The sequence below is a fragment of the Reichenbachiella sp. genome (assembly GCF_965223055.1).
In the GTDB taxonomy this organism is placed as follows: domain Bacteria; phylum Bacteroidota; class Bacteroidia; order Cytophagales; family Cyclobacteriaceae; genus Reichenbachiella.
On the sequence record NZ_CBDCVM010000002.1, the window covers coordinates 1 to 22,953 of the forward strand.

21 protein-coding genes are annotated in these 22,953 nt (G+C 39.8%); 17 read left to right on the forward strand and 4 right to left on the reverse strand.

What is annotated here, in order from left to right:
• The 6 genes from ACOQO5_RS00065 to ACOQO5_RS00090 all read left to right on the forward strand — a co-directional run.
• Positions 1-1,407: SusD/RagB family nutrient-binding outer membrane lipoprotein (locus ACOQO5_RS00065; RefSeq protein ID WP_420579628.1), on the forward strand; the 1,407-nt coding region annotated here is incomplete at its 5' end.
• Between the two features lie 28 nt (positions 1,408-1,435).
• On the forward strand, positions 1,436-2,128 hold the full coding sequence (locus ACOQO5_RS00070; RefSeq protein WP_420579629.1) for an immunoglobulin-like domain-containing protein: 693 nt from the start codon (positions 1,436-1,438) through the stop codon (positions 2,126-2,128).
• A 24-nt stretch (positions 2,129-2,152) separates the two neighbouring features.
• A complete protein-coding gene (locus ACOQO5_RS00075; RefSeq protein ID WP_420579630.1) occupies positions 2,153-2,683 on the forward strand; it encodes a hypothetical protein in 531 nt (176 codons plus the stop codon).
• Between the two features lie 105 nt (positions 2,684-2,788).
• Positions 2,789-3,094, forward strand: coding sequence for a hypothetical protein (locus tag ACOQO5_RS00080; RefSeq protein WP_420579631.1), 306 nt, complete (start codon positions 2,789-2,791; stop codon positions 3,092-3,094).
• Entirely contained in the window at positions 3,084-6,635 is a 3,552-nt protein-coding gene (locus ACOQO5_RS00085) for a T9SS type A sorting domain-containing protein (protein WP_420579632.1), read from the forward strand. Before ACOQO5_RS00080 ends, ACOQO5_RS00085 begins: the two co-directional genes overlap by 11 nt.
• A 16-nt stretch (positions 6,636-6,651) precedes the next feature.
• On the forward strand, positions 6,652-7,332 hold the full coding sequence (locus tag ACOQO5_RS00090) for a hypothetical protein (RefSeq protein ID WP_420579633.1): 681 nt from the start codon (positions 6,652-6,654) through the stop codon (positions 7,330-7,332).
• A 17-nt stretch (positions 7,333-7,349) separates the two neighbouring features.
• Here the strand turns inward: ACOQO5_RS00090 and ACOQO5_RS00095 are convergent, their stop codons facing one another.
• The gene (locus ACOQO5_RS00095) at positions 7,350-7,649 is read right to left on the reverse strand and encodes a HesB/IscA family protein (RefSeq protein WP_420579634.1); all 300 of its coding nucleotides are present in this window, start codon (positions 7,647-7,649) and stop codon (positions 7,350-7,352) included.
• 68 nt (positions 7,650-7,717) lie between these two features.
• Between ACOQO5_RS00095 and ACOQO5_RS00100 the strand changes: the two genes are divergently transcribed.
• From ACOQO5_RS00100 to ACOQO5_RS00150, 11 genes are all read left to right on the forward strand, one after another.
• Entirely contained in the window at positions 7,718-8,239 is a 522-nt protein-coding gene (locus ACOQO5_RS00100) for a hypothetical protein (RefSeq protein ID WP_420579635.1), read from the forward strand.
• Positions 8,240-8,249: 10 nt separating this feature from the next.
• Complete coding sequence (locus ACOQO5_RS00105; RefSeq protein ID WP_420579636.1) at positions 8,250-8,648, forward strand: YkvA family protein; 399 nt, start codon at positions 8,250-8,252, stop codon at positions 8,646-8,648.
• Positions 8,649-9,093: 445 nt separating this feature from the next.
• A complete protein-coding gene (pheT, locus tag ACOQO5_RS00110) occupies positions 9,094-11,508 on the forward strand; it encodes a phenylalanine--tRNA ligase subunit beta (RefSeq protein WP_420579637.1) in 2,415 nt (804 codons plus the stop codon).
• An 80-nt stretch (positions 11,509-11,588) separates the two neighbouring features.
• Positions 11,589-11,810, forward strand: a complete 222-nt coding sequence (locus ACOQO5_RS00115; RefSeq protein WP_420579638.1) for a hypothetical protein — start codon at positions 11,589-11,591, stop codon at positions 11,808-11,810.
• A 10-nt stretch (positions 11,811-11,820) separates the two neighbouring features.
• The gene (locus tag ACOQO5_RS00120) at positions 11,821-12,105 is read left to right on the forward strand and encodes a cell division protein ZapA (protein WP_084373781.1); all 285 of its coding nucleotides are present in this window, start codon (positions 11,821-11,823) and stop codon (positions 12,103-12,105) included.
• A gap of 54 nt (positions 12,106-12,159) precedes the next feature.
• Positions 12,160-13,725: a ribonuclease Y gene (rny, locus tag ACOQO5_RS00125; protein ID WP_420579639.1), complete on the forward strand. Its 1,566-nt coding sequence runs from the start codon at positions 12,160-12,162 to the stop codon at positions 13,723-13,725.
• A gap of 83 nt (positions 13,726-13,808) precedes the next feature.
• Positions 13,809-14,210: a lipocalin family protein gene (locus tag ACOQO5_RS00130; RefSeq protein WP_420579640.1), complete on the forward strand. Its 402-nt coding sequence runs from the start codon at positions 13,809-13,811 to the stop codon at positions 14,208-14,210.
• A gap of 232 nt (positions 14,211-14,442) precedes the next feature.
• Positions 14,443-16,875 carry an outer membrane beta-barrel protein gene (locus ACOQO5_RS00135; RefSeq protein WP_420579641.1) on the forward strand — a complete coding sequence of 811 codons (2,433 nt, stop codon included), beginning with the start codon at positions 14,443-14,445 and terminating at the stop codon, positions 16,873-16,875.
• Between the two features lie 289 nt (positions 16,876-17,164).
• Positions 17,165-18,217 (forward strand): serine hydrolase domain-containing protein, encoded by a 1,053-nt coding sequence (locus ACOQO5_RS00140; protein ID WP_420579642.1) that lies wholly within the window; start codon positions 17,165-17,167, stop codon positions 18,215-18,217.
• 221 nt (positions 18,218-18,438) lie between these two features.
• Positions 18,439-19,275, forward strand: coding sequence for a peptidylprolyl isomerase (locus ACOQO5_RS00145; RefSeq protein ID WP_420579643.1), 837 nt, complete (start codon positions 18,439-18,441; stop codon positions 19,273-19,275).
• 6 nt (positions 19,276-19,281) lie between these two features.
• Positions 19,282-19,905: a YdeI/OmpD-associated family protein gene (locus ACOQO5_RS00150; protein ID WP_420579644.1), complete on the forward strand. Its 624-nt coding sequence runs from the start codon at positions 19,282-19,284 to the stop codon at positions 19,903-19,905.
• 6 nt (positions 19,906-19,911) lie between these two features.
• On the opposite strand, the gene ACOQO5_RS00155 is transcribed toward ACOQO5_RS00150, so the two are convergent.
• Genes ACOQO5_RS00155 through ACOQO5_RS00165 form a run of 3 tightly spaced genes read right to left on the reverse strand, consistent with a single transcriptional unit; the run spans position 19,912 to position 22,921 of the window.
• The gene (locus tag ACOQO5_RS00155; protein ID WP_420579645.1) at positions 19,912-21,195 is read right to left on the reverse strand and encodes an adenosylmethionine--8-amino-7-oxononanoate transaminase; all 1,284 of its coding nucleotides are present in this window, start codon (positions 21,193-21,195) and stop codon (positions 19,912-19,914) included.
• Positions 21,192-21,791, reverse strand: a complete 600-nt coding sequence (gene bioD, locus ACOQO5_RS00160; RefSeq protein ID WP_420579646.1) for a dethiobiotin synthase — start codon at positions 21,789-21,791, stop codon at positions 21,192-21,194. The genes ACOQO5_RS00155 and bioD overlap by 4 nt, the downstream gene beginning before the upstream one ends.
• Positions 21,788-22,921, reverse strand: coding sequence for an aminotransferase class I/II-fold pyridoxal phosphate-dependent enzyme (locus tag ACOQO5_RS00165; protein ID WP_420579647.1), 1,134 nt, complete (start codon positions 22,919-22,921; stop codon positions 21,788-21,790). The genes bioD and ACOQO5_RS00165 overlap by 4 nt, the downstream gene beginning before the upstream one ends.
• Between the last annotated feature and the right edge of the window lie 32 nt (positions 22,922-22,953).

Here is a 22,953-nt window from a genome sequence, read left to right on the forward strand (position 1 = left end):
GAAAGCTCTACTACGGCCTTCACATTGCCGGTAGCTGAGGCTTCCATCGCTGTAATGATGAATTTGGATTTGGGAATTATGACAGGTTTTCTAAATCAATACTGGACACAAGCATTTCAAGCTTCACAGTATCAGGTTTATGATAACTATACTTATAACGGTAATCAAACTTCTACCGCTTGGCTGCATGGATATGCCTGGGCATTAGAAGATTTGAAGTTTGTAAGAGATCAGGCCAACAAAGACGGAACTCCAAATTATGAAGCCGTAGCAATTATCCTTAGTGCTTACACGTATCAAATGCTTGTAGACGTTTGGGATGATGTTCCATTCTCTGAAGCATTGCAAGGAAAGGAAGGTAATTTGAATCCTTCATATGATAACGGTCAGGACGTTTATGATGGACTGATTATTATGATTGATGAAGCTTTGGGCCTAATCGACCTTAGCCCTTCAGCAATAAATCCTGGATCAGAAGATTTTCTGGCAGGAGGAGATATGAACTTGTGGATCAAATTTGCTAATACGCTCAAGCTTAGAATTTATATGAGACAAGCCTTAGCAAGACCAAGCGTAGCTCAGGCTGGAATTCAACAATTGGAGACGGATGGTGCTTTGTTTTTAGAAGCAGGTGAGGATATAATGGTTCCATTTCCTGGAGGATCAAACAATGAAAATCCACTCTATCGAGGTGATGTTTCGACATTAGGCTTGGCTGGTTTGAATATCAATGCCAGCAACACAATGATTAATTTCTTTAATGCTCAAGGAGACCCTCGAATTGATTTTTATTTTGATGCACCGACGACAGGTCCTTCTATTGGTACACATGTAGGGATCAATCAGGGAGATGGAGTGACTCAGACGGGAGGTACACCAATTTCCGATACTTCAGTCCCTAGCTCAACTAATATAGTAGCTCCAACGAGTTCTGTGTATTTCATCAATGGATTCGAGAGTTTATTTCTTCAAGCAGAAGCTCAAGAAAGAGGTTGGTTAAGCGGAAGTGCGGCAACAACTTATGCAGAGGCGGTTCAAGAGGCATTTACTTTTGCTGGTATGCCAGCATCTGCACCAGCTTTTACAGGCGTTGGAGGAAATTATGAATATCCGACTGGAGGATCACAAGCAGAAAGACTTGAAATGATTGCTATTCAAAAGTGGATTGGTCTATGTGGAATTAACAATGTTGAGTCATGGGCTGAGTCTAGAAGAAACAACTATTTCAATAATGTTACTGGTGCAGGGTCGCTATTAAGTTTCTCACAATCAAGTGCTGGTACTGGTGCTTCATTGAATGGTAGTCAATTCCCATTGAGAGCTCTTTACCCTGTTTCAGAAATTTCTACTAATCCTAATGCTACACCAAATGGAAACATTGGAGATGGCGTTTGGTGGATCCAATAATTTGATATAACTAAAAAACACATATGTTATGAAAAATATATTATTAGCCTTAACGGCTTGTTTAATCGTTCTCTCCTCTTGCGAATATTTCGAAGCACAAGAGAGCACATTAAAAGTTCAATCTACAGAAATACCTGAAATTAAATTCCCTAGCGTATTGGTTCAAGGAGACAATCCTGCATTTGTGACAGTGGGAGGGGCCTATGAGGATGCTGGTGCTATGGCCACATTAGGAGCTGAGGATATCTCTGATGATATGGTGGTGACCAGTGATGTGGACCCTAGCAATGTTGGAGTTTATTCGGTCACTTATTCGGTGGAAACAACTAATGCACTTGGACAAACTTCAGCTGCTACTGCTACGCGTTTTGTAGCAGTAAGACATGCTGCTGGACCTGGTCCTACCTTGGCCGGAAATTATTCGTCCACAAGTACTTCATTTGGAGGAGCTTCATTTGGTCAAACTATGACTGTGACAGATAATGGTGATGGCTATTATTCAGCTACAGATGTATATGCCCATCCTAATGCTGATCAGCCTGCTAATTTTTATGATCTAGGGAATTCAGATGTTGTCATTGAACCAAGAACTACTGCTCAAACAATTTTTGGTTTGGCTATGATTGGGACAGTTACTGCAGACCCGGGTGTCTCATTGAATATGAATATTACCTTTCCGGCGATTGGATTTTCGACTGTAAAGCCTTGGGAAAAGCAATAATTTGAAATTGTAAATATTGAAATTATGAAAAATCATATATATATAAATAGAACAAAATCCTTATTAGGATTGCTCTCACTAGTTGTTATTCTAAGTGCATGTGTAACTGGCGTAGATGACAATGTCGTTTTAAAGGAACATAACGCCTGGTTGGCGACTACACCACGAGTTACAGACATGGTAGTCAACGGTGTAGAAGTTGGCAGAGACAGTATCTCAGTTTGGGAAGATGTGATTGTCAATGCAGGTGACGTGGTAAGTATCACTGCTACATTTAATACTGGTGAAGGAGCAAACGAGAGTACTTATACTATAGTAAGAAATTACTATGGCAGGCACTTTGCTCAGGAAGGAAACCAAATAGTAGAAGGACTGGCTGATTCTGTTTTTACTTATGGAACAGGATCAAATCAGTTTAGTCTAGACTATACGGTTCCTGCACAAGATGATGATGGCTTTGATTTTGATCATGACAACATCATTACCATATCCTTCAGATCTCTTAATGACATAGGATCTGCGAGCTATACAGATGTGACATTAGCTTTCGAATGACATACGTATAATTAAAAGTTAAAATGCCTTGGAAGGCTTCCTTTCAAGGCATTTTTTACATGTATGAAATATATCCCTATCATTTTGTGCTTGACCCTTGGATGTGTGAGTACAAGAAAAATTGAGACCAATTATCCGAGTAATACAAATATGATATGTGAAGAGAATAGTAATCATTCACATCAGCTATGTATATCTACCATAGATTCAGTGAATAAAATATTTTTCTTTCAACTTATGAAAGACGGTAAAATCCAAATTGCCGACACTTTGCACAACTCAGAAGTTTCTTGGTTTGATGAACAGCATATTCAAATTCGAAAATACCGAGGGTATGCCGATAACACCTCTGGACGAAATTATAGTGATCAAATCATTAATGTGAACAACTCACCTCAAAATGAAAAGTAAAAACAAACTCATCTTTCTTGTTCAATTGATATTAATAATTACCCTCTTCAATTGCCGTGAAAGCGAAAAAAAACTTGCCATAAACTTTATTGATGAAGAAATTCCATTTCAGGATCAACCTGAGCAGTTAGAGCAATATCATCATCTTATTCGGACACGTGATGTTTTTTTGGAGAATAGATCTTATGGAATCAATTACAAAATTGATGAACTAAAAAAAACGAGGAGAATAAGCGAGGCAAATACCCAAAGAGTATCTACAAGCCAATGGATCGAACGAGGTCCTGGGAATGTGCCAGGACGGACCAGGTCATTACTGAATTTTGATTCAGACCCTAATGGAGAGACCTGGTTGGCAGGATCTGCTGGGGGCGGAATTTGGAAAACTACTGATGGTGGAAAGACGTGGGATTGGAAGTCTGAATCTTTTCCAAATATGGCCACTACGGTTTTAGCCTATTCCAAATCGAACGAATCTGTGATATATGCGGGCACTGGTGAGTTTTTTAATAATGTGGGTGGAATTGATGGAAACGGAATATTCAAATCTACCAATGGAGGGCAATCTTGGGCGCAGATTTCTGCTACAGCATCTGATCCTGATTTCCGCAATGTCTTTAAAATAATCGTAGATCCAAATGATCCTAATATATTATTAGCAGCAGTCTCGCAATCAAGCACTAAAGTATTTCAGGAAGACTTGAAGGCTACCATATTTAAGTCAATTGATGGAGGCACATCTTGGAGTGAAAAATTCACTTCAAACCGTAGAATTCAGGACATGGATTTCCGTCCTGATAATTTTAGTATTCAATATGCGACTATAAATGGAACTGGACTGGTAAAAAGTATAGATGCTGGTGAAACGTGGACTGTTATCGGCACAGATATTATAACTTCTGGTAGAATAGAAATGGATATTTCACCAGCCGATCCGGACCGGATCTTCATTTCAGTTCAAGGTGGAACTTCCGGTGGATTCGGGGTAGCTAACCCAACTGGCTCCAACGATTCTGATGTTTACGTTTCTCTGAATGCCGGTGATAGTTGGCAAATCCTAATTGAAGAAAATGGAGGAATTAATCATAACCATTTGGATGGACAGGGAGGGTATGACAATACCATTATGGCACATCCATTTGATCCGGATATTTTATACGTAGGAGGAGTTGATTTATGGAAAATGGAAATCGGAGACCTGAGTGTTGCTGTGCCAGCTATTGGGAGTGTAGATACCACAAATGTTGGGTTTATAGAATTCGTCAATTTTGGAGCTTCTTTTTTTGGCGGGAGAATGGAAATTGGATCTAACAATGAGGCTACACAACTCGATGAAAATTCTTATGTGGATGTAGAAATCCTGTTTGGTCCAGGTATTAAACAAAAGGCACATAGATTTTCTATAAAGGAAAGTTCTGGATCCAATGGCGATGATGGAGCTGGTGTGCCCACTAGTGGGTATTTGTATCAAGATTACGTAGAGGTGCCGTTTCAGGTATGGGATAGAACAAACAACAAACAGTTGATGGCTTCTTTCAGAGATCAAGAAAATGATGGTGCTTGGAATTTGGAAGAACGGAATAATGCAGACGCCACTATAGCACGTGAATATCTTTTTGTAAACGGAATTGAATACAGTGAAACTCCAAATGCGAATATCTCTAATGATGCTGGTCACTCATATAAACAAATCTATTTTATGTGGCCTGCCCTGGCAGGAGGATACTCCTTTGTAGCGAACGAATTACCAAATTCTTCAATAGAAATATTCAAATCTGAAGTGCAGTCGAGATATCGAAAAACCTTCAATATTTCTGATTCAAGAGGTCAGTATGCCGGAAATAATGCCAATACACAACAAGAAGGAATCAAGGAGCAAACGGAACTTCATCCTGATCATCATCAGCTGCTTCCTATTGTTGTAGATAATGAAAATAAGACCTTCAAAATCCTTAATGCTAATGATGGAGGTGTATTTGTTTCTAATACTTCCACTTTGCCGGGAGTGAATAATGGCGAATGGACTCATGTAGGAAAGGGATACAATACCAGTCAACTTTATGGAGTAGATAAAGCACCAGGAAAAAATGAATATATATGTGGAATGCAGGACAATGCCAGCTGGCGATCTCCCAGAGCAGAAGATGCTTCAAGTGCATCTGATTATCTGAGAGCAAATTTCGGAGATGGTTTTGAAGCCTTGTGGCATTATTCGGATGTCAATAAAATTATCACTTCTTCACAGAATAATGGCTTTAGAAAAACTACAGATGGAGGTAAGTCATGGGGGTCGGCTACCTCAGGTTTATTCGATCCTTCGAGTCCCTTTGTGTCCAAACTTTCAAGTTCAAAAAACGATCCTGATCGGATATATACGGTGGCCAGTCAAGGAGTATGGTCATCCTCAGATTTTGGAGACAATTGGGAGCTAGCAGCTGTCTCAGAAGATTGGGAAGATTTTGGGTTTGTGATGGACGTCACAGTGTCTCAGGCCGATCACATGATTGTTTGGGCAGGCGGAGGTATGACCACACAGAGTAAACTTCACGTATCTTTAGATAGTGGCAATACTTTCAATGCAGTCGAAAACTATGAGCATTTCGATTTGTTAGGCAGAATTTCAGGAATAGAAACTCATCCTACTGAACCTAAAACAGCCTTTGCTTTATTTTCATTTCCTAATTCCCCTAAAGTTTTACGAACTAATGATTTAGGAAAAACATGGGTTGATATTTCCGGATTTGAGGAAAATCTTACCAGTTCAAATGGTTTTCCGGATGTTGCCGTGTATGCTCTCGTGGTAATGCCATATAATACGAATATTATTTGGGTGGGTACCGAAATCGGAATTATGGAATCTGTCGATGGAGGTCAAAACTGGCATGCATTAGGAAATGGATTTCCCGCACTTTCAGTATGGGAACTGAAAATAGTAGATGATCAGGTAATTGCGGCCACTCATGGTCGTGGTATATGGACGTTGGATTTAGATGAGATAAATAATGTTCCATTTATAGTCAGCAATGATCGAATCATGGGAATCCCTCCAAAATTGAAAGTGAATGCTAGAGCGGATTATGACTCATTAGAAGTGTATATTGATGGAGATTTAGATGTAATTATTGCGAATCCTGATGTCGCCGTATTGGATATAGCTACGTCCTTAAATACATCTGGTTCTCATCAATTTCAAATCGTATCCTATATAAATGACAAGTCCTATTCATCTTCATTGGTGACTCTAGATGTGTTATATGAAGAGGTATTGATTGCATCAAATATTGGTGAGGAAAGAAGCCTCTATGTTTATCCGAACCCTTCGGCCTCTGGTGAATTGAGTCATGTATCTCTAGAAAACTACAACGGCAATACACAAATTATGGTTAGAGTCTACTCGCTTTCAGGTAATATGTTGGATCAGACTCTATTGGATCAAAAAGGAAATTTCACATTTGATAAGATGCTCAATTCCGGAATTTACGTGCTCCATTTTATGGATGGTGAGAGAAGATTAGGAGTGGAGAAATGGATAATCAAATAGACTAATAATAACTGCTATGAATTCTTTATCTAGATTGTATTTTCTAACAATAGGGGTGTTAAGTATGCTATTACCCAATAAGCTTCTGGGTCAAGTCGTACAAAGTGGAACTATTGTAGAAATACAATTGCAAAATGCACGGATGAATCTCGAGAAAGGAGAAGAAATAGAAGGTCATTTTTATGAAACTGATTCGGTTTGTTTAACCAAAGTTCAATTCCCCGATGATAAATTTATAGAAGGAGTGGATGCCAAATTTAATTTATTGACTAATAATCTTGAATTAAAAATAAATGGACAGACCCTTGTTTTAAAAGGCGAAAGATTAAAGTCATTTTCGCAGAACGGCAGTAGTTATATGTTGGGTAAGTATTTGCACAATTCAAGTTTAAATGATAGCGTATTTTACAGAGTAATATTTGATGGGAAATATCAACTGTATGCTCAGTCTCAATTGGCTCTTCAGCCCAACAACTATAATGAGATTTTGTCTGTAGGTAACAAAAAGGACAGATATAATAAAAAAATAGAGTATCTTCTTGGACAAAGAGGTGAGCTCATTATAAGTTCATATTCGGTAAAGAAAGTGTTTAAATATTTGAATCAAGAATTGCCAAATAAAGATTGCATCAAAAACATTTCACCTAAGTCGAAGGAAAGTGCTTTATTAGAGGTCTTGGAAAACTGCAGTGGATGAAGTGATAATAAAATCAATTATTTTTCCTCCTTATTAAAACAAAAACCTCTTTCTTCAGCGTCTTCTACGAAGTCAACTTCAAGTCCCATGAGGTACATGACATGTTTTTTTTCTATTATAATGGGAACTTCATTATGGGAATAGGAAATATCGGAGTCTTTCAGTTGATCGAATCCCAGCATATAACCCATCGCACCACATCCGCCTCCTTTAATGCCAATTCTTAGCGCATAGTCTTCTGGGATGCCCTTGTTGTTCATGATATTTTTCACTTCTTCTACAGCTTTTGAAGTAATAGTAACTGGTTCCAGACTCATTTTTCACTCTTCCATTTTTCTATGGCAAAAATACTTATTTTTGGATTACACAATCTAAAATTTAAGAATTGGAGGCACTAACAGAATTTGGAAAAATCATTCTACCGGCAGGGGCAGTTTTATACGCCATGTTCCTGACCACTCGTATGTTTTTGAATAAAGAATATGAGAAAAGACTAATTGATATTAAGATTAAAAATAATGAGACGGTATTGCCTGTTCGTTTGCAAGCGTATGAGAGAATATGTCTGTTTTTGGAGCGCATAGCTCCGAAAAACCTAATCGTTAGATTGAATGTAGGAGAAATGACGGCTGGTGAATTTCAGCAAGTATTGTTGCACGAAATCCGTGAAGAATTTGGACACAATCTGTCTCAGCAGGTTTATATGTCAGAAGAGTCCTGGAATTTGGTGAAAAATGCCATGGAAGAAATCATTATGCTGATCAACGAGGCTTCTGGTGAATTAGAGGAAGAAGCGAAAAGCATTGACCTCTCCCGAAAAGTTTTTGAAAAAGTGATAGAAAGACAAGAATTGGGCACGGATATGACTTTATCCTTCGTTAAGAATGAAATCCAGCAGGTATTTTAAATCGAGGTTTATGAGTAAGAAAGAAAATTTCAAAAAGTATCAAAAGAAGGCGGAAGAAGTTTTGAAAGACAACAAACGCGTACAGAGTTTAATAGGCTCTACTCGCGAAAAATTGACCGAAGTGCTGGAGAATAATGATCGCTTGAAGGAATTTTCTGAAAAAGTATATGTGATGATCCGTATGGTAAAAGCTCAGCTGTCCGGAGAGTATCAGGAGTTTCCATGGCGGACGTTGGCTATGATCGTTGGCACTTTGATCTACTTCGTCACCCCTTTGGATTTGATTCCGGATATTATCCCCATTTTAGGTCTTACAGACGATATTTCCATTGTGTATTGGATTTACAAAAGTGTTCAGGAGGACATCGAAAGATTCGAAGAATGGGAACGAACCATTGAACTTTCATGAACATCAAAAAACTCAACCGTTATGGGATTCTAGGAGGCTTCGTCTTAATTTTTTTAGCCTCTCTTCATTTTTATCGTTCGTATCAAATGGGTTCGCCTCGCTGGTTTTACTTGGTCATGGCCTGTGGCATGGGGATAATACTATTTAACACACTTTTTGGCAAAAAACCGAAGTCATAATAGTAAATCACAAGCTCCAATTTTCAAATAACAAATCTCACTACTCAAGTCTAGATACTAGTATTCTTCGAGCCGCCATTGTGTCGATATGCAATCAAACTAATACCAAAAGCCAAACACCTACCACCCAAAAGGCAAGTCTCAATACACATTACTCACATCTAGATACTAGCCAAGCAAATATTAAATGCTCAAGTGCACAGCATAGTCATCTAATTTTATAATTTTACGGCTTATTTTATCAAGAGTAAAAAGCAGGTAGTTTAATGAAGGTTTCTCTGAATTGGTTGAAGGATTTTATTGAGTTGAAAGAAGACTCAAGTGTCATCTCAGAAATATTAACAGATACAGGATTAGAAGTAGAAGGCTTAGAGAAATTCGAAGAAATCGAAGGCGGGCTAGAAGGTTTGGTGATTGGAGAGGTGTTGACTTGCGAGAAACATCCAGGCGCAGATAAACTAAGCCTAACTACTGTTGATATTGGTGCGGACGAACCATCTCCCATTGTCTGTGGTGCTCCTAATGTAGCCAAAGGACAAAAAGTAGTAGTTGCCACTGTGGGTGCTACTTTGTATCCGGAAGGAGGCGAATCATTCAAAATCAAAAAAGCGAAAATCAGAGGAGAGGTGTCCTTAGGGATGATCTGTGCTGAAGATGAAATTGGGTTAGGTCAATCACATGATGGCATCATGGTGTTGAATACTGACATGCCGAATGGCACGCCAGCCAGAGAATACTTCAAGCCAGAAACTGATACAGTGATAGAAATAGGCCTGACACCTAACCGTGCAGATGGCGCTTCTCACTACGGAGTCACTCGTGATCTCAAAGCTGCATTTAGAAGACCCACTGTCTTCCCAGACTTGAGTTCATTTAAAGTGGACAATCATTCCACTCCAGTAGAAGTGGTAGTAGAAAATTTTGAGGCCTGTCCAAGATTCTCTGGATTGACCATTTCCAACCTGACAATAAAAGAATCTCCTAAGTGGTTGAAAAACCGTCTTAAGAGTATTGGATTGGCCCCAATTAATAATGTAGTTGATATCACCAACTATGTGCTGCATGGGCTAGGCCAGCCACTTCATGCTTATGATATGGCCGAGGTGAAAGGAAACAAGGTGGTTGTGAAGACTTTGCCAAATGGTACAAAATTCACTACGCTTGATGAGAAAGAAAGGAAACTCACCGACAAAGATTTAATGGTGTGCAATGCCGAAGAAGGGATGTGTATCGGTGGTGTCTTTGGTGGTATCAGCTCGGGAGTAAAAGAGAGTACAACAGCAATTTTCTTAGAAGCTGCGTACTTCTCGGCAGATTGGGCCAGAAATACTGCGACTAGACATGGCATAAAGACAGATGCATCTTTCAGATTCGAAAGAGGTACTGATCCAAATATGACGGTGCATGCGCTAAAGTATGCCGCTATTTTGATTAAGGAATTGGCAGGCGGTGAGATTAGTTCTGATCTAGTTGATATTTATCCTGAGCCTATTGCTGATTTTGAAATTGAGTTAAAGTATGAGAACATTGATCGACTGATTGGTAAACAAGTACCACATGATCGTATCAAAGAAATTTTAGAAGATCTGGATATCACCGTCTCCAAAGAGTCAGAAGAAGGGTTTAAAGCGACTGTGCCTCCTTATCGTGTAGATGTCACTCGAGAGGCAGATGTGATAGAAGAAATTCTTCGAATTTATGGTTACAATAATGTGGAGTTGGAAGAGAACTACGGTGCAGACTACCTGGCGGCTTTCCCAACTCCGGATAAAGATAAGATTCAATCGAAAACTACAGATTTTCTGGCCGCTCAAGGATTCAATGAAATCATAAGCAATTCACTGACAAATCCTGATTATGTAAACAAAACAGGGCTTTGGGATGCTAAGCTGAATGTAGAAGTACTAAACAAGCTGAGTGAAGAACTTGGTGTCATGAGACAGACCATGGTTTTCTCTGGACTGGAGTCTTTGAAGTACAACATCAATAGAAAGCAGACCAACTTAAAATTCTTTGAATTTGGTAGAATTTACACGACAAAAGAAATCCAATATATAGAGCACGAACAGCTAGCCTTGTTTTTGACTGGTGAGCAAACTGACGAAAGCTGGAATGTGGATAAAAAGTCGATTGATTTTTACAACATATCATCTACAGTTCATAAAATTTTAGATAAATTTAGCATTGCTGAATTCGATTCCGTACCGACCAACAATCCTGTTTTCGACTATGGTCTAGATATCTCGAAGGATGGCCAATTATTGGTGTCCCTCGGCAAGGTGAGCAGGAAGGTTCAAAAAGTGGCAGAAGTAACACAAGATGTATTCTATGCTGAGTTCAATTGGGCCAAAATGCTGAAAAAGTATGGTAAAAAGATACTATACAAACCAGTACCGAAATTTCCGGAAGTGAGACGAGACTTGTCATTGGTGATTGATGAACAAGTGAACTTCCAGCAAATTATGGAGTTGGCAAAGAAAGAGTCTAGAAAGTTGGTCAAAAGAATTAATGTCTTCAGTGTCTATCAAGGGGAGAGTATTGGTGAAGGGAAGAAGTCTTACGCATTGAGTTTCATCTTGCAGGATGAAAATAAAACCCTCAATGATAAGGCGATAGACAAAACAATGAATGGCCTAATCGCCAGTTTTGAAAGAGACCTTAACGCAATAATTAGAAAGTAATAATGTCAGACAATCCTCTACGCTCAGAACTCAGCCACTTAGAACGAAAATTAGTTTTGTTGATCAGTGATCATCAAAAAATGAAAGAGGAAGTTAAGGTGCTGAAAAAAGAGAATGGTGAATTGCGAGAGCAACTCAATCAGAAGGGCGAGGAAATATCCAGCTTTCAAAATCAAGATAAAATTAGTAAAATTGTGAATGGCATGGTAGGAAACAGTAGCCACAGTGCTGCAGATTTGAATGACATGCTGAATGAATATATAATTGAAGTTGATAAATGTATTGCTCAATTGAGCGAATAGAATAGTCTCAATGACAGAGTTATCAATAAAAATAAAAATAGGCAACAGAGAATACCCCATGAAGGTAGCAGCCAGTGAGGAAGCGACCATTCGTGAAGCGGGTAAAAAAATAAATGAAAAGCTGAAGTCTTTTCAAGATCAATTTGGTATTGATGATAAACAAGATCTATTGGCGATGGTGGCTATAGATAGCTTCGTAGAGAAGCTTAGAGCCATGGAATTGCGACAGACGACCGACGAAGTGGCCATGGATCAAATTTCTAAATTAAACCGATTAGTCTCTGCTGAACTATAATATTCATTTCTGCTAAGCATTTTTTGCTCCCGTGCCATGATAAATATATATATCATGGAAAACACACTACTTATCATAATTTCGACCTTAGGCGGACTAGCTGTAGGTTTTGGCATCAGTAAATTTCTGGCAAAAAGAGCTGAAGGCAAGCGACTATCTGCGTCAAAAGGACAAGCCGAAATGATCATCAAGGAGGCAACGATCAACGCAGAGAATGTAAAGAAAGAAAAGGCTATCGAGGCCAAAGAGCATTTCTTGAGGAAGAAGTCTGAGTTTGAGGAAGAATCAAATCGTAAGAAAAATCAGATAATTGCCAACGAAAATAAAGTCAAACAGCGGGAAAGTCATGTCTCTAAACAAATAGAGCAAAACAAAAGAACGGAAGCAGAACTAGAAAGCCAGAAAGAAAATCTAGATGCGCAAATGGAAATTGTAAAGCGCAGAAAAGAGGAGTTGGAAAAGACTAAACAAGAGCAAACAGCCATCCTTGAAAAGATATCGAACCTATCTGCTACAGAGGCCATTGATCAGTTGAAGGAAACCCTGAAGGATGAAGCAAGAACAAAAGCTTCTTCCCATATCAAAGACATCATTGAAGAAGCAAAACTTACCGCCACCAAGGAAGCTAAAAAAATTGTAATTCAAACCATCCAGCGTACGGCTACAGAACATGCTATTGAGAATTGTGTTTCTATTTTCAATATCGAAAGTGATGACATCAAAGGTAAAATTATTGGTAGAGAAGGTAGAAACATTAGAGCACTGGAAGCGGCTACTGGTGTAGAGATCATAGTGGATGATACCCCAGAAGCGATTATTATTTCTGGTTTCGATCCAGTAAGAAGAGAGATTGCAAGATTATCCTTGCATCGATTGGTGACCGACGGAAGAATTCACCCGGCACGTATCGAGGAGATCGTTTCTAAAACGACTAAAAACATTGAAGAAGAGATTGTAGAAATAGGGGAAAGAACGGTTATAGATTTGGGCATTCATGGATTGCACCCAGAATTAATCAAGATGGTTGGTCGAATGAGATTCAGATCCTCTTATGGTCAGAACTTGTTGCAGCACTCTAGAGAAGTAGCCAAATTGTGTGCTACTTTGGCTTCTGAACTAGGACTCAATGCCAAGCAAGCTAAACGAGCTGGACTCCTTCATGATATTGGGAAAGTATGGCCTGAAGAAGCAGAGCAGCCACATGCTATTGTGGGTATGGAATTGGCCAAAAAATACAAAGAGCATCCCGATGTGTGCAATGCCATAGGGGCTCACCATGACGAAATTGAGATGACTACCTTGATTTCTCCCATCATTCAGACTTGTGATGCTATATCTGGCTCACGCCCTGGAGCCAGAAGAGAGATCATGGAATCTTATATCAAACGTCTCAAAGACCTGGAATCTCTGGCACTTGGTTTTGATGGAGTGCATAAATGTTATGCCATTCAGGCAGGTAGAGAACTTCGTGTATTGGTAGATGCGGATAAAGTTACTGATAAGTCCGCCGGTGATTTATCATTTGAAATTTCTTCTAAAATTGAAAATGATATGCAGTATCCAGGGCAGATTAAAGTCACAGTGATCAGAGAAATGAGATCAATTAGTTACGCAAAGTAAGTGAATTAGAATCATACGTTGTTTCTTGATATGTGCATAGTCAAGGTAGGCCATGTGCCTCACGGTTTAACCCAATTTTTCAAATGCACAATTTCTCAAACCAGTTCACATGGATTTGTTCCGCTTGTATTTTATTGCTGTTTAGTTGCAGCGAAGATTCTCCAGAACTTTTAGGAACGTGGATTTGCAATAGTGGATACACGGAAGAATGTGGCGAATTTTCGGATAGTTTTGATACTGGTTGCGATGGGTTTCAAGTCACTTTTCTTGGTGATGGAACTTACACCACACGATATGAATTTGAAGATAGTTTCTTTGAAGACGATGGTACGTATGTGGTTTCTGGAGAATTTTTGATTTTAAATGTCGAAAGTGGTAAAGAAGCTGCAGACCGATTCACTCTCACATCCAACGAACTTCAGATTATTCAGGAACAAGGGGAAGGCTGCCAGTTAATTTGGGTGTACGACCGCCTCCAGGAATAGAGATATGTAACTAGCAAAATCATAGATTAGAATATAGTAGATATGCGAAAGACCAACAGTCATCATGCTGTTGGTCTTTTTTATTGTCATACTTTGTCACAAGACGTCACAAAGCAAATCATTTCGAAAAATAGGCCGTAACCTAGCATACCAAAACACAAATGAACGTCATCATACGGATGGCATCACTTACTCAGAATTGATAAAAAATCAAAAACTCAATTTTAAACCAATGTCTAGATTTATCAATTTATTACTCGTGGCCATGGGCCTTTTAATCTTTTACCCGTTTGCAATTAGTGCACAAGCTACCCTGACTGGTACCGTACGGGATGCTGAAGCCGGCGTTTCTTTTGCAAATATTCTTATACTGAATCCATCTGATTCTTCTTTAATCAAAGGAGCCGTTTCAGATGCCGAAGGAATTTTTAAGATGAGCGTATCTGAAGGAAACTACTTGTTCAAAATCTCCTCCATTGGTTATCAAGATTATCAAGCTGCCATTCAAGTCAAAAAGGAAGGTCAGGATTTAGGAGAGATTACTTTGTTGGAAGATGCGGAGCAGCTTGATGAAGTTGTAGTGGTGGCTGACAAACCAATTTTCGAACAGAAAATCGATCGTACTGTGATCAATGTACAAAGCAGTATTACAGCCAGTGCCGGAACTGCTTTGGATATACTTGAGAAATCTCCTGGAGTGACAGTAGACAGATCCAATTATAGTTTGACACTTGCTGGAAAATCAGGTGTGAGGGTGATGATCAACGGTAAAGTAAGTAGGATGCCATTATCCGCAGCTGTTCAGATGTTAGAAGGTATGAATGCGGATAATGTGGAAAGTGTGGAACTAATTACGACCCCGCCAGCCAAGTATGAAGCTGAAGGAGACGCTGGACTGATTAATATTGTTTTGAAACAAACATCTGATTTGGGTACTAACGGATCATTTTCTGTATTTACTGGATACGGCGGAGGTGAAAAAGTAGGAGGAAGCCTGAACTTCAACCATAGAAAGAAGGGTTGGAATATTTTTGGTAACTACTCCTATCGGTTGGACCACACAGATCAACTCAATGCGAACGACAAAATTGTCTTGACAAATACTGGTGACGAAAATAGAACAAGCACAGTCAGTTATCGTGACCCAATTACGTACTCTCACAATGCGCAATTAGGGTTTGATTATCAGCTGACAAAGAAAACTTTGATAGGGGCGGGAGTTAGTTTTTTCGACCGTGACTGGAATATGGATGCTGTAAATGAAGTGGATTTTCTGATTAATGAAAGTCTTTCATATGCCTTGAATATGATTAATCATGAAGTGAACAAAAGCACTTATTTCGTTTACAATACAAATGTTGAACATGTATTTGATGATAGACACTCTTTATCCGCTGAAATTGATTACATCACTTTCGATTCATCAAACCCAACTAATTATCAACAGTATTTCCAGGATATTGACGGCTCAAACGGTACCCTTGGCCTTCCAGATATATATTCGAGTAAAGAAACTCCGTTGAGCACATGGGTGCCAAGAATGGATTATACATTTCAAATAAAGGAAGATACTAAATTGGAAGTGGGGTTAAAAGGAGCCTTCAATACTTTAGATAATTCTGTACAAGTGATATATGTAGAAGACGGTTCCAGGGTGATAGACCCTGACCTGACGAGAGAAGTTAGTATGACCGAAGACATCTTAGCTGCCTATAGTTCGATTAGTTTCAAGGCGACAGAGAAGATAGGTGTCAATATTGGACTGCGATATGAGCATACGAAAACTGACTTGGATAGTCGTACCCAGCAGAATGTGGTTAATCGTAGTTTTGGGCAATGGTTTCCAAGTGTTTTCATCAATAAAACAATCAACGATAACAATAGCTGGGTTCTATCATATAGCCGAAGAGTTACTCGCCCGACATTCAATGAAATTGCTCCTTTTGTTATATTCATGGATCCTACTACTTTTTGGACAGGCAATGAGGCATTGCTACCCTCCATCACCAACAATTTCAAAGCGGAGTATCGGTGGAAGTCTACTTTGATCAATGTGCAATATAGCCGTGATGAGGATGCCATCGTAGGGTTTCAGCCTCGAATGGCTGACAATGGACGAATACAATTAGTTTCAGCAGAAAATATGAATTTCAGAGATAACTATAGTGCCAGTATCACTGTGCCGATATCAGTTACTGATTGGTGGGAAATGCAATATACCTTAACAGGGGTCTATAGTAATTCAGAAACCGAGCAGCTGGATACGCCAATTCGAGTTTCAGCAATCAGTGCTCGACTCAATGGTAGTAATTCGTTTAAACTACCTAAGGACTTCAGTATAGAAGTGTCAGCATTTATGGGCACGCCATCCTACTTCGGCATTTCCAAATTCCATTCCTATGCAATTGTGAATTTTGGCTTAGAAAAGACCCTTAAAGATGATCAAGGGTCTTTCAAATTTTCTTTGACGGATGCTTTCAGTGGGAGAGATTTCAAAGGAAAAACAATGGTGCCAGAGGAAAATCTCAATCTTAGAAGTAGATTTCGATTCGAAAACCAGGTCTTCAATCTGACCTATACGCGCTCATTTGGCAACAACAAACTGAAGAGAAGAAGAAACAAGGCCACTGCCTCTAGAGAAGAGCAACATCGAATTCAAAATTAAATTTAATTGTGAGTAGGGTATATCACGCCTTGACCTTTATACTATCGAAGCAAGTAATTTTTAAACAGCATTAGAAAATTTAGAGTTTAGATTTTTAGGTTAGGTAAACAGACAGCCTCGGGCAAATGCTTGAGGCTGTTGTGTTTTTATAAACGTTGAAAAAATGGATAGAATTATTCATGTTTGAAGACCAGTCGTCTTTATGAGGCATAATTAGGTACATTTAAGGTGAGTATGGGACATAGTTCACTATATTCGGTTACAATTATTCTTCAAAGTATTCCTTGTTTTGGCCATCAGATTAATAAGTAATAGTAAGATGTCGCTGGTTTCTAACGTACTATTTATCACACTGATGTGTAGTAGCTTCACTGGGGAATTTTCACAGTTTCAGGGAAATGTTCAAGATGAAGTAGACAAAGCTGTAGATGGGGTTTATGATGGTATGATATTGCATGTCAATCAAGCCGACACGTCCGTCACCTATGTAGCTGGATGGAAGGATAGAAAAAAACAAATCCCTGCAGACCCTAATTCCTTATTTAAAATCGCAAGTATTAGTAAACTCTATATTGCTGCAGCTGTTGCAAAGCTTATTTGTGTTGATAGTCTTGCTTTGGGTGATAACTTGAAAGAGTTAATTCCTGAAGTAGCAGATAAAATACAATATGCGGATCAGATAACACTTGAAATGTTGCTAAAGCACAGAAGTGGCATACCGGAGTATATATTTAAGGCAGGTTTTGCAGGTAGCGATCCTAATCTGGATTACATGACAACAATTGCTTTGATTTATGATGAGCCTGCAGACTTCAAACCAAACAAAAAGAATAAATATTCAAATACAAACTATCTAATTATAGGTGAGATACTGGACAGAAAATTGGGGTATAGTCATCATAAGTATATAAAAAAGGAAATCCTTGATCCATTAGGGTTAAAAAATACATATAGCTTATCGAGTGAAGTCAATGCCGATGACATCATGAGCGGCTACCGTGTTGATATTGACTCTGATTTTAAATTAATTGAAGAGCATACGAGACCCGGTGGATCAATGGTAGCCACAGCCGAAGATGTGGGCATATTCTTGAGAGCTTTAATTGACGGTACTCTACTCAACGCTGAAGAACAGGAGGTTTATACTTCAATATATAAATATGAACACACAGGATGGCTAAACGGATATACAAGCATTGCACAATATCATGAAGATATTGATGCTGTTGTGGTTCAGTTTGTAAACACAAGTAAAGGAGAACTTTTTTGGGCACGATTAAACAGAGATTACAATCGGATGGTTAGAGCAGTAAGGAATAATATGGGAAGTGATTCGAATTAAGTCAAGCTGGATGGAGAACAAATGCTCTAAAACACTCCGAAATCTCATTCACGAATATTGCTGGATCGTTTCTTTAGGTTCAACCAATTATTTAGAGAAGGATTTTGTTTTTCACCTCATGAGCTAGGAGGTCGATAAATGAGCCATATCGGAGATTTGCCTATCTTGTAATCCAAACAATTAACCAGAATGACGGATACTGGTGCGTCATATTCACAATCATGAAAAACTTAAATAAAATACTTTCTCTCTGTATCATTTTGGCCTCATTATATGGCTGCTCGCAAACGACCAAACAAGCTAAAGATGCCGAAAAAAGAACAACCTTAGAAATGGTGACAGACATGGGCTCTATTATAATAGAGTTGTACAATGAAACCCCCAAGCATAGAGACAATTTTATCAAATTGGTTGAAGATGGCGTGCTGGATAGTGTGCTTTTTCATCGAGTGATTGAAAATTTCATGATCCAGGGGGGAGATCCAGATAGCAAAAATGCTCAGCCTGGTGATACACTTGGCAATGGTGGACTGGACTACCGTGTAGATGCAGAATTCAACCCTTCTTTGTTCCACAAGAAAGGGGCATTAGGTGCGGCGCGAGATGGTAATCTGGCCAGGGCATCCAGTAGTACACAGTTCTATATCGTACAGGGCAAAATATTCAACGACAGTTTGCTCGAAGTAGCCGAGGGGCGCATCAATGGTTGGCTCAAGGAGAATGCTTTCAAAAATGACAGCAGCAATCAAGACGTTGTATCCGAATTATTAAAGGCCGAAGAGGCGGAAGATTGGACGCGCCACACACAGCTCAATAACAGTATCAAGGAGTTGATGGAGGATTACCAAAGTTTTGAAAAATATGTGATCCCTGAACCACAACGAGAAGTGTATAAGACCGTCGGTGGCACGCCACATTTGGATCAGAACTACACCGTATTCGGCGAGGTGGTGAAGGGACTCGAAGTGGTAGATGCCATAGCTGCAGTGCAGACGGCGGCTATGGATCGGCCAGTTATGGATGTTAGATTATTATCCGTAAGGGTTGTGGAACATTAGAAGCCAATGAATACTGATGTAGACAATTATTTTGTAAATGGCTGTGGCAGATGTGCAGATTATGCTACGCCCAATTGCAAGGTTCATCTTTGGACCAAGGGTCTGTCTGAGCTTAGAAGAATTGTATTAAGCTGTGGGCTGAACGAAGAAGCCAAGTGGGGCATGCCGTGCTACACCTTCCAAAATAAAAATGTGATCATGATTAGTGCTTTTAAGGCCAACGCTTCACTGAGTTTTTTTAAAGGCGCATTGTTGCAGGATGCAGAGGGTTTGCTCCAAAAGCCTGGTGAAAATTCACAGTCGGCACGGTTGTTTAAGTTTACTACGGCTCAAGAGGTGCTAAATGCTGAGTCTACACTGAGAGCTTATATATTTGAGGCTATCGAATTAGAACGTGCAGGCCTGGCTGTTGAATTCAAGATAGTTTCTGAATTTGATATTCCACCAGAATTTCAGAAGGCCATGAACGATCAACCGAAAATCAAATCTGCCTTCGAGGCTTTGACACCCGGAAGGCAAAGAGGATATCTGCTGCATTTCGCTCAGGCCAAACAATCGAAGACCCGGGAATCCCGAATTCAAAAGTGCCTTCCCAAGATATTTGAAGGCAAAGGCTTCAATGAGCGTTAATTGCTATTACCCTTCTCTTAAAAACTCAAGTAACGTTTCATAGACCAATTCCAATTCTTCATCAGTAATGACATATGGAGGAAGCAAGTAAATGACATTTCCTAGAGGCCTGATCAACACACCTTTCTCTAAAAAGTAAGGATAAATCTTCTTTCGAGCTTCACTATCATACCCAGTTGCTCCAAATCCTTTTAAGTCGAAGGCCACAATGGTGCCAGTCAATCGAATATTCTCAATGTTATCGAAGGTCTTGAGCTGCTCTACAAAAGCTTGATGCTTATCATGAATGCGTTGGATGTTGTCCTTGCATTCTTTGGCTTGAAACAGCTCAAAGCTTGCATTGGCGGCCGCACAAATCATTGGATTGCCCGTATAGGAGTGACCATGAAGTAGGGCTTTTTCTAAATCCTCACTTTGGAAGGCTTTTTCTATTTTTTTGTTGCAAGCCGTAATACCCAGAGGCAACGAACCACCAGTAATGCCTTTGGAAATGCACATGATGTCAGGATTCGCTTCGATCTGGTCAGTGGCAAAATTAGTACCTGTACGCCCCCAACCGGTCATTACTTCGTCGGCAATACAGATGATACCCTTGGATTGAGCCAACGCTACTAATTGTTGCAGCATATCTGGTGAGTACATGCGCATACCGCCAGCACCCTGCACTAAGGGTTCGAAGATAAAGGCTGCACAATTTGGGTCGCTGGTCAATTCATCGAAGTGAGCCAGCACTTGTTCAAAGTTTTCTTCCGTAGGGAAATCGAGCGACTCAATATCAAACAAAAACGGGAAGAAAGGTTTGGTGAAGCCGCCTCGTGCACTTACTGACATGGCGCCGAACGTATCTCCATGGTAGGCACCGTCGAGTGCAATCACTTTGGTTCTATTCTCTTGTCCCTCATTGCACCAATATTGGAAAGCCATTTTGAGCCCTACCTCTATAGAGGTGCTGCCATTATCTGAAAAGAAGATTTTCGAAAAATTCTCAGGCAAAATGGTCATCAGGTTTTTGGCCAGCTTTACCGCCGGCTCATGGGTGAATCCTGCGAATATCACGTGCTCCAGTTCCAGTGCTTGTTTGTGAATGGCATTGGCAATGTGCATGTTGGAATGGCCATGGATATTGACCCACCATGAAGACACTGTATCAATAATCGTTTTGCCTCCATGCGTAAAGAGACGCGCTTTCTTTGCGGATTTGATTGGAATGTACTCAAAAGGACTTATCAACGGTGCAAAAGGGTGCCAGATGAGGTCTTTGTCGGCTTGTTTGATTTCAGCGTTGGTCATAGGTCGATGTTTTTTAATTGTGATTGAATAGTTGATGGATTGACTTCGTCCAATGGCTCAATTCGGCCTAAACAAGGCAATTGGGAATATTGAAGAATGAAGCGTTCGGTTTCAGGATTCGGTGTGTCATTGAAAATAATGCCGGCTACACTAAAACCATTTTGTTTTAGGTAGGCAATGGAGAGCATCGTATGGTTGATACTACCGAGATAGTTTCTGGATACAAGAATTACTTCAGCGTCAAATTGATTAGCCAATTGGATAACAAACTCTTCATCATTGATAGGGACTAGAAGGCCACCCGCTCCTTCAATGATTAAGTTGTTTTTGGTTACAGGAACCGTGAGTTGTTCGGCCCGCAGATCAATTTCTTCCAGCTTCGCTGCCGCATGTGGCGACATGGGTGCTTTCAATACAATGCCTTCAGGATGAATAATTCTGTCAGCACTGATCAGGCTACGTACGGTGTTGGAATCGGTGGGTTCTCCGGCCTGAATAGGTTTCCAGTAGTCGGCCTTTAGTTTTTCTACTAAAATGGCACTGGCTATGGTTTTTCCTGCGTCGGTATCTATGCCGGTAACAAAATATTTTTTCATGCGTGTTTGGCTAGTTCATTGATTAATTCTGAAATTTCTTCTTCTGAGTTGTGCGTATGTATTGAAATACGCAGTCTCTCTGATCCTTCCTTCACCGTTGGTGATAAGATAGGACGCACATCAAATCCACTATTCTGCAATGCTTCTGCAATAGACTTGACCCGAGCATTGCCGGGTACTACAATAGGCTGGATAGGTGTATTGCTTTCCATTCTCAGCATATTTTCATTTCCTCCAATATTCTGATTGAATAGTGAATTGAAATAGAAAATCTTTTCCTTACTGTTTTTTTGCAATTCCATGTTTTTCGATAGGTGATCGAAGGCTGCATCTATAGAAAGCAAGCTGTGCAAGGGGAGGGCAGTGGTGTATATAAATGGCCTTGCAAAATTGATGAGGTAGTCGATCAATTCTTGCGACCCACAGATCACTGCGCCGTGCACACCCATGGCTTTGCCAAAAGTATGCACTCTGGCGAAGATGTGTTCTTCCAGCCCGAGGGCGCATAATTTGCCAGAACCAGCTGTGCCATAGAGTCCAGTGCTATGGGCTTCATCTACAATGATTTTAGCCCCATATGTTTCCGATAAGGAAATGATATCTCCAAAGGGTGCGAGATCACCGTCCATGGAATAAACAGATTCTATGATAATATAAATATTACCAGTGGCTTGTTTGAGTTTTATTTCGAGGTCTTCGCAGTCGTTGTGACGAAAAGGAAACCTATTGGCTTTGCTCAGGAAAGCACCTTCCTTCAGACAAACATGAGACAAGCTATCATATAGAATGGTATCTCCACGCTGCGGTACACAAGAAATCAGGGCCAGATTAGCTACGTATCCTGAATTAAAAAGTAGTGCTGCTTCGCTTTTGAAAATACCTGCTAGTTTTTCTTCTACATTTTGAGCTGTGGTAGAATTGCCTGCAAGCAAGCGAGAACCGGTAGAACCATTCAGATTTACTTCTTGGCTATAATCATATGAATTGATTCTTTCAAAGAGTTCTTTTGATCTACTAAGACCCAAGTAGTCATTGGAAACGAAATCTACCATGCCCTTCGTCGAAAGAAGTTTTCTTGTGCTTCCGTCCAGTGCTCTTTCCTCAAGCTTTTGTGAAATATGATTAGTCATACAGGTGTTTTGCAAATCTTTGATTTTATACC

Bases quoted from the DNA above. Each gene is read 5' to 3' on its own strand.
- ACOQO5_RS00120 (WP_084373781.1), top strand. From the start codon at position 11,821: ATGACAGAGTTATCAATAAAAATAAAAATAGGCAACAGAGAATACCCC.
- ACOQO5_RS00150 (WP_420579644.1), top strand. From the start codon at position 19,282: ATGAATACTGATGTAGACAATTATTTTGTAAATGGCTGTGGCAGATGT.
- ACOQO5_RS00165 (WP_420579647.1), bottom strand. From the start codon at position 22,921: ATGACTAATCATATTTCACAAAAGCTTGAGGAAAGAGCACTGGACGGA.
- pheT (WP_420579637.1), top strand. From the start codon at position 9,094: ATGAAGGTTTCTCTGAATTGGTTGAAGGATTTTATTGAGTTGAAAGAA.
- bioD (WP_420579646.1), bottom strand. From the start codon at position 21,791: ATGAAAAAATATTTTGTTACCGGCATAGATACCGACGCAGGAAAAACC.
- ACOQO5_RS00070 (WP_420579629.1), top strand. From the start codon at position 1,436: ATGAAAAATATATTATTAGCCTTAACGGCTTGTTTAATCGTTCTCTCC.
- ACOQO5_RS00105 (WP_420579636.1), top strand. From the start codon at position 8,250: ATGAGTAAGAAAGAAAATTTCAAAAAGTATCAAAAGAAGGCGGAAGAA.
- ACOQO5_RS00075 (WP_420579630.1), top strand. From the start codon at position 2,153: ATGAAAAATCATATATATATAAATAGAACAAAATCCTTATTAGGATTG.
- ACOQO5_RS00135 (WP_420579641.1), top strand. From the start codon at position 14,443: ATGTCTAGATTTATCAATTTATTACTCGTGGCCATGGGCCTTTTAATC.
- ACOQO5_RS00155 (WP_420579645.1), bottom strand. From the start codon at position 21,195: ATGACCAACGCTGAAATCAAACAAGCCGACAAAGACCTCATCTGGCAC.
- ACOQO5_RS00090 (WP_420579633.1), top strand. From the start codon at position 6,652: ATGAATTCTTTATCTAGATTGTATTTTCTAACAATAGGGGTGTTAAGT.
- ACOQO5_RS00115 (WP_420579638.1), top strand. From the start codon at position 11,589: ATGAAAGAGGAAGTTAAGGTGCTGAAAAAAGAGAATGGTGAATTGCGA.
- ACOQO5_RS00145 (WP_420579643.1), top strand. From the start codon at position 18,439: ATGAAAAACTTAAATAAAATACTTTCTCTCTGTATCATTTTGGCCTCA.
- ACOQO5_RS00085 (WP_420579632.1), top strand. From the start codon at position 3,084: ATGAAAAGTAAAAACAAACTCATCTTTCTTGTTCAATTGATATTAATA.
- rny (WP_420579639.1), top strand. From the start codon at position 12,160: ATGGAAAACACACTACTTATCATAATTTCGACCTTAGGCGGACTAGCT.
- ACOQO5_RS00095 (WP_420579634.1), bottom strand. From the start codon at position 7,649: ATGAGTCTGGAACCAGTTACTATTACTTCAAAAGCTGTAGAAGAAGTG.
- ACOQO5_RS00130 (WP_420579640.1), top strand. From the start codon at position 13,809: ATGCACAATTTCTCAAACCAGTTCACATGGATTTGTTCCGCTTGTATT.